This is a genomic window from Leclercia sp. W6, assembly GCF_003336345.1.
In the GTDB taxonomy this organism is placed as follows: Bacteria; Pseudomonadota; Gammaproteobacteria; order Enterobacterales; family Enterobacteriaceae; genus Enterobacter.
Map to the genome: position 1 here is coordinate 4,479,459 of NZ_CP031104.1, position 12,435 is coordinate 4,491,893.

Below are 12,435 nucleotides of genomic sequence, written 5' to 3' on the forward strand. Positions count from 1 at the left end.
TCTCACTCCTGTGACCCGGCTAACATTTCTGCACCTTGCTGATTAACTATGCTTTGCCGCAGTTGATTGCGAGGACGAGCGTATGTGCGCGGCAAATAAAGAAAAATCAAATCCGTTGTCATCCCGCCAGGATCTGGTGGCGGCCCTTAATACCCTGCTGGCCGCGGTGGATAAGCAGTTCCCGGCGGGTAGCTCCCGTTTTTCACTGGGCGATACCAGCGCCCACTACGCCACCGATGTCGCGCAGATGGAGGGGCTCTCCCGGGTCTTGTGGGGGCTGTTTCCGCTGATGGCCGCAGGCGACAGTACGCCCTTCAGCGATAAATACCTCACCGCCATTAAGCAGGGGACCGATCCGCAAAGCGCAGGCTACTGGGGCGAAGCCGGGCCTTATGACCAACGTCTGGTGGAGATGGCGGCCTATGGCCTCGGGCTGGCGCTGCTGCAGGACAAACTCACTGAACTGTTTAGCGAACCTGAGCTGATGAATCTGCACGCCTGGCTGAACCAGATCACCGACGCGACGATGCCGGACAGCAACTGGAACTACTTCGCCATCATGGTCCAGCTTGGCTTTAAGCGCGCCGGGCTGCCCTACGATCAGCAGGCCATCGATCGCCGCTTCGCCATGATGGAGGCCTACTATCTCGGGGACGGCTGGTACTCCGACGGTCCGGGTCGGCCAAAGGACTATTACATCTCAATGGCGTTTCACTTTTACGGCCTGATTTACGCCACCCTGAGCGGTGATGAGGCGAGGGCAGAGGTGTTGCGCCAGCGTTCGTGTCTGTTCGCGGAAGATTTTATCTATATGTCCGCTGCCGACGGCGCCTCGGTGCCCTTTGGCCGCAGCCTGACCTACCGCTTCGCGATGGTCGCCTTCTGGAGCGCGGTGGCTTTTTCCGGGCTGGAGGTGTTTACGCCGGGGATCGTGAAAGGGATCATCCTGCGTCATCTGCGCTGGTGGCAGCAACAGCCGATGACCGATCGCGACGGGATCCTGACGCTGGGTTTCGCCTACCCGAACCTGGCGATGTGCGAGGACTATAACTCCCCCGGCTCGCCTTACTGGGCGCTTAAAACCTACCTGATTCTGGCCCTGCCGGAGAGCCATCCGTTCTGGCAGGCAGAAGAGCAGCCATTACCTGCGCTTGCCGAAAAGCGCGTCATTCCCCATGCCCAGCAGATCCTGATGCAGGCGGATCACGTCACCATGCTCACCGCCGGACAGCTGGAGCTGAACAACTACGTTAACACCGAGGCGAAATACACCAAATTTGCCTACTCCAGCCGCTTTGGGTTCACCATCGAGCGCGGACGCTTCGGCATCAAGCATGCCGCCTGCGACTCCATGCTGCTGCTGGCCGATGGTGATAACTACTTCCGCGGACGCCGTGAATGCGAGGCGGTCCGCGTCGACGAGAACTTCATCTTTTCGCGCTGGTCGCCGTGGCACGACGTCCACATCGAGAGCTGGCTGGTGCCATTTGGCGAGTGGCATCTGCGCCTGCACCGCATTAACAGCGCCCGCACGTTGCAGACGGTGGAGGGCGGGTTTGCGGTAATGAAAACCGACCAACAGCTTATCGGGCGCGGCAGTTACCTGAATGCCGCGAACGGCAGCAGCGCCATTGTCGATCTGTCGCCTGTCATCAGCCGTCAGCCTGACAGCGTGGTGACGCCACCCAACAGCAGCATCATGTTTGCCGAATGTGCCGCCATTCCGGTGCTGACCACCACTCTCCCGCAGGGGGAGAGCTGGCTGTGCAGTGCGGTATACGCCTCCGGGAAAGCGCGTGCAGAGGCAAACACACCACAACTGAAAATAGAAGATAACCGGGTCGTTATTTGCGCGCCCGGAAGCGAACGTAAGCGGTCGTTCATTTTATAAGAGCCTTACCCTGGATATCGGCGAGGATGGTATGAGCAACAAAACTGAATATTACAAAATCAGCAGTTTTATTTTTCTCTATTTCTTTACCTGGTCGGCCAGTATTGGTTTGCTGGCGATCTGGCTCGGGCAAAAAGTCAACCTGAGCGGCTCGGTGATCGGCACCGCATTTGCGGTAAACGGTGTCTTTTCCGTTATTCTGAAACCGATCTATGGCTACATTCTGGATAAGATCGGCATGAGCAAATACCTGCTCTATTTTGTGGTGGCGATGTCCGCCCTGATGGCGCCATTCTTTATTTATGTCTATCAGCCGCTGTTAATGTCCAACACCATGCTGGGGATTATTATCGGCGCGCTCTATTTAAGTTTCGCCTGGTATGCGGGCGTCGCGGCGTGCGAATCCTATTCCGACCGTTTCAGCCGTCTGAACGGCATGGAGTTTGGTCAGATCCGTATGTGGGGCTCGCTCGGCTGGGCGGTGGCGTCGTCGTTCTCCGGCCTGCTGTTTAACCTCTCTCCGGCGTACAACTTTATTATGGGCAGCGTGGCGTCGGTCATTATGCTGATTGTCCTCCTGAGCCTGAAGGTGAACACCAACTCGGCCCATGCCGGTGAGGTGCTGACCAAAGAGAAAATCGTTCCGGCGGATGTCTACGCCCTGCTGCGCAGCCGCAAATTCTGGGCCTTCTGCCTGTACGTGGCGGGCGTGGCGTGGATGATGTTTATCGCCGAGCAGCAGTTCTCGCGCTATTTCGTCACCTTCTTTGATGACGTGCACCAGGGCAACGCGGTATTTGGCTATCTGGGCACCGTGCAGTCGGGCATGGAATTTGTCATGTATATGGTGATCCCGCTGTTCGTGAATTTTATTGGCGCCAAACGCGGGTTATTAATTGTCGGCCTGATTGTCGGGGCGCGCCTGATTATTTCCGGGATCTGCGATTCGCACCTGCTTATTTCGGTTCTCAAGCCGCTATATGGCCTGGAGATCTGCCTCCTGCTGGTGTCGGTCTTTAAATATATCGCCGAGCATTTCGATAAACGTGTGAACGCCACCATGTATCTGCTGGGTTATCAGGCAATGCTCTACGTCGGTAATGTCGTGGTCTCTTCCCCTGCCGGTTATATGTATGACCGCATCGGCTTTGAGCAGACCTATATCATCATGGGCGCCACGGCGCTGACCTTTACCCTTATTTCCGCCTTCACGTTATCCGCCTGCCAGAGCAAATGGCGCGGCGCAAAAACGCTGAACGTTGTTGAACATCACTAATTTACGTCGTCAAAGAAGGAATCGAATTATGTTAAGTCGTATCACCGAGGAACGTCTGGCCGATATTTCCGTGCCCGTGGATGAACGCGCCTTTAGCGATGAGCTAAGCTCGGCGCGCAGCCATGTCCTCGACCTGATTAGCCGTCATTTAACGGAGTTCGGCGACAAATTCCCGGCAGAAACCTGCAAGGAGGGGTTTTATCCCCTGACCGATAACGTCGAATGGACCACCAGCTTCTGGACCGGGCAGCTGTGGCTGGCGTGGGAGATGAGCGGGGACGAGAAATTCCGTGAGATGGCCCAAAAACACACGCGCTCGTTTGGCCTGCGCATTGCCGGGCGCAGCGACACCAACACCCACGATCTCGGCTTCCTCTATACGCTCTCCTGCGTGGCGGACTGGCGGCTGACCGGCAGTCGCGAGGCGCGCGGCTTCTCGCTGCTGGCGGCGGAAGCCCTGCTGGAACGCTTCCACGAGAAGGCGAAGATCATCCAGGCGTGGGGCGATCTGGCCGATCCGGAACAGGCCGGCCGGATGATCATCGACTGCAACATGAACCTGCCGCTGCTCTACTGGGCGACGGAGCAGACCGGCGATCCGCGCTTTGCCGAGGCCGCTCAAGCGCATGTGATGCAGGCCGCAACGTACCTGATCCGTGACGATGCCTCTACCTTCCACACCTACTATATGGACGTGGTCACCGGCGCGCCGCGCTACGGTAATACCCAGCAGGGCTATGCGGACGACTCCTGCTGGTCGCGGGGCCAGGCGTGGGGGATTTACGGCTTCCTGCTGAGCTATATCTATACCGGCGACGAGACGATGATCGCCCTGTCAAAACGGCTGGCAAACTACTTCCTCAACCGCCTGCCGGAGGATTACGTCTGCCATTGGGATCTGGCGCTGGTGGGCACCGACGCGCTGCGCGACTCCTCGTCGGCGGCGATTGCGGTATGCGGCCTGCTGGAGCTGGTGAAGCACTTGCCGGTGACTGACCCGGATCGCGAACGCTATCTGGCGTGGGCGAAAGGGATCATGTCCTCGCTGACAAAGAATTACCTGATGGGGAAAGAAGAGAAGGGCAACGGCGTGCTGAAACACTCCGTGTATCACCTCGCCAGCAATAAAGGCGTGGACGAGTGCGCCAGCTGGGGGGATTACTTCTACGTCGAAGCGCTGGTGCGTTTTACCCAGAGCTGGAAACTGTACTGGTAAAAAGTGGCTGGGGTGATGATGTCACCACCCCTGCACCTCTTTGATGACCCGCCGGTAAGGGGTATCGATCTGCTCCGGCACCCGATTGATGTAATCCCGCGCATGCTGGCGGGTCTCGCCGCTCAGGCTGTCCAGATAAACAATGGCTTCATCCACGGTGGGCACGCGGCCCTCGAGGGAGGCGCTTCTCGGCGGCAGCCCGGTCCAGATCACCGCCTCGATGCCTCTCTCAACCGCCCATCTCGAAAGCAGGCCGGTGTGGCGGCCTTCGATCAGCAATGAACCTATACCGTCACAACGATCTTCCGGGATCCCCTCGCGTTCACGCAACGCCTGACAGGCCACGCTCAGCGTTTCCATATTAAGCCATGCCCAGAGCACCGGTACGGCAGGCGCATTCATACAGATGGCGGTTGCCAGTTCACCGCCGTCACTGACCCGGCAAAACTCGACGGGCAGCGACGGTCCGTCGGTTTTCCACTCCCCGGCGACGGGGAGTGAGCCGCTTTTCCAGACCAACGAGCCCCAGCCCAGACAGGCTATCTTCATCATCTTCTCACTGTACGGCGCTATCAGGCTTCCGGAATACGCAGCGTCTGGCCAGGATAAATTTTATCGGGGCTGGAGAGCATAGGGCGGTTGGCTTCGAAGATTTTGTTGTACTGCGACGCATCGCCATACACCGTTTTGGAGATAGCGCTCAGCGTATCACCCGATTTGACCGTGTAGTAGGTGGCTTCATGTTGGGTATCGGTGGCGGTGATGCTGTTTTCCACCTCGCTGACGCCCGCGATGTTCCCTACCGCGACCTGGATTTTTTCCTTCTGCTCCTGGGTGAGTCCGTCACCCGTTACCACGGCCTTACCGTCGTTGACGTTGACCTGCACTTTGTCGGCGCCCGGTATGTTGAGTTTTTTAAGGTGTTCAGTCACCTTATCGCTCTGACCTTTGTGATCGGTCAGGTTATCCCACAGCTTTTCACCTGCTTCTTTAACGAAGTTAAAAATACCCATTCCTTCCTCCAGATAACAATGAAATCAGAAATAAGCATAGCAGGTGCGTTTCGAGGTGATAAAAAAAGCCCGGAAACGCTATGCGTACCGGGCCTGAGATTCGGTGCTGTTGGTATTGCCGGGCGGCACTTCGTTTGCCCGGCCTAGGGTTTTGTAGGCCCGGTAAGCGTAGCGCCACCGGGCAAAACAGGGGTTAAACCCCGTTTTCCAGAATACGGATATGCGTTTCCAGAATGTCACCCTTCACCGCCTCGCTCCACGCTTTCATGTGCGGGGTCTGCAGATGCGCTTCAAGGTGCGCCACGGTTTCCCACTGCTCAACCATCACGATGGAGTCGGGGGCGGTGGTCTGGAAGCTGACGCCTGCGGCGGTGTCCACCATCGGCGCGTAGCCGTGGCAGCCGGCTTCTTCTAAAACGGTCGGGATAATTTTAGCGAACTGATCCAGCACCGCCTGACGGTGATGTTGGCCAGGACGGGTACGAATTTCAGCAATAACGGTAAGCATGGTCATTTCTCCTGATAACATGCAACCAGTTAAGCAAAAATTTCAGCCAGATGCTTGCGATATTCTGCGATATAGCGTGGCACGTCTGGCATTTTAATCACGTCGTTGGTGATAAAGGTCGGCAGCGCCTCCATTCCCAGGAACTGGTTGGCTTTGTGGAACGGCAGATAAACACCGTCCACGCCCACGCCGTGGAAGAACTGATCTTCTTCGGTGAAGGCTTCTATCGGGGCGTTCCAGGTGAGGGAAAGCATGTACTTTTTCCCCTGAATCAGACCGCCGGAGCCATATTTTTTCGAGGCATCTGAACGGGTGCGGCCATCGCTGGCATACAGCGCGCCGTGGCCTTCGGTAAAGACGTCGTCCATGTACTTTTTCACGGTCCACGGCGCGCCCATCCACCAGCCAGGCATCTGCCAGATCACCACGTCAGCCCAGAGGAAGTTCTGCACTTCGGCCTGGATATCGTATTCACCGTCGGTGCGCACGACTTTAACATCATGCCCGGCGTCGCGCAGGAAGCCGTCCGCGACCTCGGTCAGGGTGTCATTCAGTTGGCCATTGGAGTGGACGAATTTTTTTGCGCCGTTGATAATTAGGATATTGCTCATTAAGTTGTCCTCAGAGTAGCGAGTCTGAGGGCTATTCTACGCGCGACAGCGGTGCGGTGAAATTAGCAAAATGTGCAAAGTCTTTTGCTATAACAGCAATAATTCCCTACCAGCCGACGGTGACGGCAAAGCCGCCCTCCGGCGCATTCCCGAGTGTTACCGTCATTCGATGCAGGGCGGCAATCCGTTTGACGATAGATAACCCCAGCCCGCTGCCGGTTTGCTCCTGTCCTGGCGGGCGATAGAAGCGTTCGCCGATCCGCGCCAGTGCCTCGGGGGCGATGCCCGGTCCGTTGTCACGGACGGTGAAACTGCGGCTGTCGAGCGTAACCTCCACCACACTACCGCGCGGGCTGTAGCGGACGGCGTTATCCAGCAGATTGCGCACCAGCAGGCTCAGCAGCAGCTGCTGGCCGGGGCGGGTGACCTGCGAAGCGTTGATATTCAGGCGCATCTCGATCCCGGCCTGCTGCGCCGTAGAGTAGATCTCCATCACCGCCGACTGGAGAACATCGGCCAGCGCCAGGCATTCCACGTCATCGAGGCTCTCCAGCGAATCCAGGCGCGACAGGGTCAGGAGCTGCTCAACCAGCCGCGATGCCCGGTCGATACCGGCGTGTAGCTGGTTCAGCGCTTTGCCCTGCGCCTCAGGATCGTCCAGCGACAGCTGCGCCACGTCGGTCTGCACTTTCAGGGCGGTGAGGGGGCTGCGCAGTTCATGGGCGGCATCGGAGGTAAAGCGGCGCTCGCGGGCCATCATCTCCTGGGTGCGGGCGAACAGATGATTCAGCGCATCGAGCAGCGGGCGAACCTCAACGGGCACGCCGTGGGTCGGCAGGCGGTCAGTGGCATCCGGTGAGCGGAGGCGCAGGGTTTGCGCCAGCTTTTTCAGCGGGTGAAGTTCCCGGCTCAGCAAGACGATAAGCAACAGCAGCATCACCGGCAGCGCCACCAGCCACGGCGTGAGCTGCGATCGCACCACGTCCAGCGCCATCTCCTGACGGTACTCCCGCTCCTGGCCGACCACCACCCGGTACTTGCCGTCCGGGGCGGTGAGCCAGAGGAAGCGCCATTCGTCGTTATCGTCGTTGAGCTGGCCGTTATCAAACCCTTCCCGGCGATAGTGATACGGAATATCGCGCCCGTTTTCCCCGTCGTTAAGCACCATGTTGCCCTCGGGGGTGTAGATGGCGAAGGCCAGCGCATCGTCATCCAGATGGCCGTGACGGGCTTTTTTCGGCACCTCGCGCATGCGTTCCGGGGCTTTGAGCTCGTCGAGATCCATGGTCAGCAGCCTTCTGGCAAACAGCATCTGCTGGGTGTCAAACAGCTTATCGAGCTTATCGGTGGTCTGGTGCCAGGCGACGATGCTCGCGGCAAACCACGCCGTCAGCGACAGGGCTAAGAACAGCAGCGTCAGGCGCAGCTTGAGGCTGAGTCGTTGGGTCAGTTTCATGCGTCACCCAAGGTATAACCGATACCGTGCACGGTGCGGATAACATCGCTGCCGAGCTTGCGGCGCAGATGGTGTATGTGGACCTCTATGGCGTTACTGGAGACGTCGTCATCCCAGGTATAGAGCTTCTCTTCAATCAGCTTCCGCGGCAGGACGCGGCCTGCGTTGCGCATCAGGAGTTCCAGCAGGGCAAACTCTTTCGGCTTCAGCACCAGCGTTTCGCCGTTCAGGGTGGCGACGAGGCTGGTGGGATTGAGCGTGATCTTACCGTGGCGCAGTTCGCTGTGCGCCTGCCCGTGGCTGCGGCGCACCAGCGCCTCAAGGCGGGCGGCCACCTCAATCAGGGCGAAGGGTTTACAGAGATAATCGTCAGCCCCCAGGCGCAGCCCCTCGACGCGCTGATCGAGCGCATCCCGCGCGGTTAATATCAGCACCGGTTCGTCGCGCCCCTGTGCCCGCCATTCGCGCAGGATCTGCAGCCCGTCGAGGCCGGGCAGCGTCAGGTCGAGCACCACGGCGTCGTAGGGGGCGCTTTAGAGCGCCGCGCGGCCCGTTTCGCCGTCGGTGAACCAGTCCACGCAAAAGCCCATTTTCGTCAGCCCGGCTTTAATGCCATCGCCAATCAGCCTGTCATCTTCTACCAGTAAAATGCGCATGTTTCCCTCCCTGATGCCGTCAGTAAACCCTCTGTTACGCACAGCTGTACAGTAAAAAAATTTAAATTTTCCGCTTAAGAAGTTGTTAAGGTTTACCCTGTTTAATGGATTGCGAAACGACATTAAAGGGAGAGTTAAGATGAAAAAAATTGCTGCTATTGCTGCCATCATGATGATCACCTCCGCGCCGGTGTTTGCGGCACAGGGTGGATTTAATGGCCCATCCGCGACGGCAACCCAGACGCAAACCCAGCAGGGCGGGTTTGTCGATAATGACGCTAACCTCACCACGGCACAGAAGGTCAAGGATATGAAGGATGACAGCTGGGTGAAACTGCGCGGGACGATTACCGAGCGCCTCTCTGACGACCGTTATACCTTCCGTGATGAGAGCGGCACGGTAACGGTGGAGATCGACAATAAACACTGGAACGGCCAGACCATTACGCCGCAGGATAAGGTTGAGCTGCAGGGCAAGGTCGATAAAGAGTGGAACGATTTCGAAATCGACGTGAAACAGGTTATCAAGCTGAATAAATAACCCATCAAGGGGCCGCTATTCCGGCCCCTTTTTCTTTGTGACTCGACTCGCCAGATAAGGTAGTATCTGCGGCAATATTGCCTGAAACCAACTGGTTTCTGAGTTGAGGAATCCCATTTAATGAGCGATATGGCAGAGCGCCTCGCGCTACATGAATTCACGGAAAACGCCTACCTGAACTACTCCATGTACGTCATCATGGACAGGGCGTTGCCGTTTATCGGAGATGGCCTGAAACCCGTTCAGCGCCGCATCGTTTATGCGATGTCTGAGCTGGGTCTGAACGCCAGCGCCAAGTTTAAAAAATCCGCCCGTACCGTGGGTGACGTGCTGGGTAAATACCATCCGCACGGCGACAGCGCCTGCTATGAAGCGATGGTGTTGATGGCTCAGCCGTTCTCCTACCGCTATCCGCTGGTCGACGGCCAGGGGAACTGGGGTGCGCCGGACGATCCGAAGTCGTTCGCGGCGATGCGTTATACCGAATCCCGTCTCTCAAAATATGCCGAACTGCTGCTCAGCGAGCTGGGCCAGGGCACCGTGGAGTGGGTACCGAACTTCGACGGTACGCTGCAGGAGCCGAAAATGCTGCCTGCGCGTCTGCCGAACATTCTGCTGAACGGCACCACCGGCATTGCCGTCGGGATGGCGACGGATATCCCACCTCACAACCTGCGTGAAGTGGCGAAAGCGGCCATCACCCTGATTGAACAGCCGAAGACCACGCTGGACGATCTGCTGGATATCGTGCAGGGGCCGGACTTCCCGACCGAAGCGGAGATCATTACCTCCCGCGCGGAAATCCGCAAAATCTACCAGAACGGTCGCGGCTCGGTGCGTATGCGCGCGGTGTGGACCAAAGAGGATGGCGCGGTGGTGATCACCGCGCTGCCGCACCAGGTTTCCGGCGCGAAGGTGCTGGAGCAGATCGCCGCCCAGATGCGTAATAAAAAGCTGCCGATGGTGGACGATCTGCGCGATGAATCCGACCACGAAAACCCGACTCGTCTGGTGATCGTGCCGCGTTCCAACCGTGTGGATATGGAGCCGGTGATGAATCACCTGTTCGCCACCACCGATCTGGAAAAAAGCTACCGTATCAACCTGAACATGATCGGTCTGGATGGCCGCCCGGCGGTGAAAAACCTGCTGGAGATCCTTACCGAATGGCTGACCTTCCGCCGCGATACGGTGCGCCGTCGTCTGAATCACCGTCTGGAGAAAGTGCTTAAGCGCCTGCACATCCTCGAAGGTTTGCTGGTGGCGTTCCTCAACATCGACGAAGTGATTGAGATCATCCGTACCGAGGATGAGCCGAAGCCGGCCCTGATGTCGCGCTTTGGCATCAGCGAAACCCAGGCGGAAGCGATCCTTGAGCTGAAACTGCGCCATCTCGCGAAGCTGGAAGAGATGAAAATTCGCGGTGAGCAGAACGAGCTGGAAAAAGAGCGCGATCAGCTGCAGGCGATCCTCGCCTCCGAACGCAAGATGAACAACCTGCTGAAGAAAGAGCTGCAGGCTGACGCCGATGCCTTCGGCGATGAGCGTCGCTCTCCGCTGCACGAGCGTGAAGAAGCGAAAGCGATGAGCGAGCATGACCTGCAGCCGTCCGAGCCGGTGACCATTGTGCTGTCACAAAGCGGCTGGGTGCGTAGCGCCAAAGGTCATGATATCGACGCGCCGGGTCTGAGTTACAAAGCGGGCGACAGCTTCAAAGCCGCCGTGAAGGGCAAGAGCAACCAGCCGGTGGCCTTTATCGACACCACCGGGCGCAGCTACGCCATCGACCCGATTACGCTGCCGTCAGCGCGCGGGCAGGGCGAGCCGCTCACCGGCAAGCTGACGCTGCCGCCAGGGGCGACCATTGAGCATATGCTGATGGAAGGCGATGAGCAGAAGCTGCTGCTGGCCTCCGATGCGGGCTACGGCTTCATCTGTACCTTTAACGATCTGATCTCGCGCAACCGTGCGGGCAAGGCGTTGATTAGCCTGCCGGATAACGCCCGGGTCATGGCCCCGCTGGTGATTGAAGACGAGAACGACATGCTACTGGCGATCTCCGCCGCGGGCCGCATGCTGATGTTCCCGCTCAGCGATCTGCCGCAGCTGTCGAAAGGCAAAGGCAATAAGATCATCAACATCGCCGCGGCGGATGCGGCAAAAGGGGAAGACAGCCTGGCGCACCTCTTTATTCTGCCGCCGCAGAGCACGTTGACCATCCATGTGGGTAAACGCAAAATCAAGCTGCGCCCGGAAGAGCTGCAGAAAGTGGTGGGCGAACGTGGACGCAAAGGATCGCTGATGCGTGGCTTGCAGCGCATTGACCGTGTAGAGATCGACTCTCCACACCGCGCGACATCGGGCGACAACGACGCGTAACAGAGCACCTCCCCCTCCGCTCAGGAGGGGGACTCGTGAAAAACATCCGTTATAGAAACAAAAGAGTTACCCGCTAACAGTTGCAGTATAATCGTCAACTGTCAGGGGTTTTTGAGGTCGCTATGCTATTAATTGTTCGTACCATTCTTGCCGTTATCTACTGCATTCTGGTCTGTATCTTCGGCTCTGTTTACTGCCTGTTCAGCCCGCGTAATCCAAAACACGTTGCCACCTTTGGCCACATGTTTGCCCGTCTGGCGCCGCTGTTTGGCCTGAAGGTAGAGACGCGTCTGCCGGAAGGGGCAGAGAAATTTGGCAACGCTATCTATATCGGTAACCATCAGAATAACTACGATATGGTGACCGCAGCGAAAATCGTGCAGCCGCCAACCGTCACCGTGGGCAAGAAAAGCCTGCTGTGGATCCCGTTCTTCGGTCAGCTCTACTGGCTCACCGGTAACCTGCTGATTGACCGTAACAACCGGGCCAAAGCGCACGGCACGATTGCCGAGGTGGTGAACCACTTCAAAAAACGCAAGATCTCTATCTGGATGTTCCCGGAAGGGACCCGCAGCCGGGGTCGTGGCCTGCTGCCGTTCAAAACTGGCGCATTTCATGCCGCAATTGCGGCAGGCGTACCGATTATTCCAGTGTGTGTTTCCAACACATCGAATAAGATAAACCTGAATCGTCTGCGTAACGGTCTGGTCATCGTAGAGATGCTGCCGCCGGTCGATGTCAGTAAATATGGCAAAGACCAGGTACGCGAGCTGGCGGCACATTGCCGCGAATTAATGCTGAATAAAATCGCTGAGCTCGATAAAGAAGTCGCAGAGCGAGAAGCTGCTGGCAAGGTTTAAGCCGGCTTAAAGGGAAAACGAATTCCCG

The 12,435-nt window shown here is 57.8% G+C and carries 11 protein-coding genes and 1 pseudogene; 6 read left to right on the plus strand and 6 right to left on the minus strand.

The window, feature by feature from the left end:
• Positions 1–82 precede the first annotated feature (82 nt).
• Genes DVA43_RS22060 through DVA43_RS22070 form a run of 3 tightly spaced genes read left to right on the plus strand, consistent with a single transcriptional unit; the run spans position 83 to position 4,383 of the window.
• Entirely contained in the window at positions 83–1,891 is a 1,809-nt protein-coding gene (locus DVA43_RS22060) for a DUF2264 domain-containing protein (protein ID WP_114316779.1), read from the plus strand.
• A gap of 31 nt (positions 1,892–1,922) precedes the next feature.
• Positions 1,923–3,167 (plus strand): oligosaccharide MFS transporter, encoded by a 1,245-nt coding sequence (locus tag DVA43_RS22065; protein WP_210406687.1) that lies wholly within the window; start codon positions 1,923–1,925, stop codon positions 3,165–3,167.
• 28 nt (positions 3,168–3,195) lie between these two features.
• The gene (locus DVA43_RS22070) at positions 3,196–4,383 is read left to right on the plus strand and encodes a glycoside hydrolase family 88 protein (protein WP_114316781.1); all 1,188 of its coding nucleotides are present in this window, start codon (positions 3,196–3,198) and stop codon (positions 4,381–4,383) included.
• Between the two features lie 21 nt (positions 4,384–4,404).
• Here the strand turns inward: DVA43_RS22070 and DVA43_RS22075 are convergent, their stop codons facing one another.
• From DVA43_RS22075 to qseB, 6 genes and pseudogenes are all read right to left on the minus strand, one after another.
• The gene (locus DVA43_RS22075; protein WP_246842249.1) at positions 4,405–4,935 is read right to left on the minus strand and encodes a hypothetical protein; all 531 of its coding nucleotides are present in this window, start codon (positions 4,933–4,935) and stop codon (positions 4,405–4,407) included.
• Between the two features lie 20 nt (positions 4,936–4,955).
• Positions 4,956–5,396, minus strand: a complete 441-nt coding sequence (gene lysM / locus DVA43_RS22080) for a peptidoglycan-binding protein LysM (protein WP_114316782.1) — start codon at positions 5,394–5,396, stop codon at positions 4,956–4,958.
• A gap of 193 nt (positions 5,397–5,589) precedes the next feature.
• Positions 5,590–5,904 carry a putative quinol monooxygenase gene (locus DVA43_RS22085; RefSeq protein ID WP_114316783.1) on the minus strand — a complete coding sequence of 105 codons (315 nt, stop codon included), beginning with the start codon at positions 5,902–5,904 and terminating at the stop codon, positions 5,590–5,592.
• Positions 5,905–5,933: 29 nt separating this feature from the next.
• Positions 5,934–6,515: an NAD(P)H-dependent oxidoreductase gene (locus tag DVA43_RS22090; RefSeq protein ID WP_114316784.1), complete on the minus strand. Its 582-nt coding sequence runs from the start codon at positions 6,513–6,515 to the stop codon at positions 5,934–5,936.
• Positions 6,516–6,621: 106 nt separating this feature from the next.
• Positions 6,622–7,971 carry a quorum sensing histidine kinase QseC gene (qseC, locus tag DVA43_RS22095; RefSeq protein WP_114316785.1) on the minus strand — a complete coding sequence of 450 codons (1,350 nt, stop codon included), beginning with the start codon at positions 7,969–7,971 and terminating at the stop codon, positions 6,622–6,624.
• A pseudogene (qseB, locus tag DVA43_RS22100) lies at positions 7,968–8,627 on the minus strand (quorum sensing response regulator transcription factor QseB). Before qseB ends, qseC begins: the two are co-directional and overlap by 4 nt.
• A 139-nt stretch (positions 8,628–8,766) precedes the next feature.
• Between qseB and DVA43_RS22105 the strand changes: the two are divergent.
• The 3 genes from DVA43_RS22105 to plsC all read left to right on the plus strand — a co-directional run bounded on the left by DVA43_RS22105 (position 8,767) and on the right by plsC (position 12,407).
• Positions 8,767–9,168, plus strand: coding sequence for a YgiW/YdeI family stress tolerance OB fold protein (locus DVA43_RS22105; RefSeq protein WP_103176969.1), 402 nt, complete (start codon positions 8,767–8,769; stop codon positions 9,166–9,168).
• A gap of 120 nt (positions 9,169–9,288) precedes the next feature.
• Complete coding sequence (parC, locus tag DVA43_RS22110; protein ID WP_114316786.1) at positions 9,289–11,547, plus strand: DNA topoisomerase IV subunit A; 2,259 nt, start codon at positions 9,289–9,291, stop codon at positions 11,545–11,547.
• 122 nt (positions 11,548–11,669) lie between these two features.
• Complete coding sequence (gene plsC, locus DVA43_RS22115; protein WP_103180982.1) at positions 11,670–12,407, plus strand: 1-acylglycerol-3-phosphate O-acyltransferase; 738 nt, start codon at positions 11,670–11,672, stop codon at positions 12,405–12,407.
• The last annotated feature ends 28 nt before the right edge of the window (positions 12,408–12,435 follow it).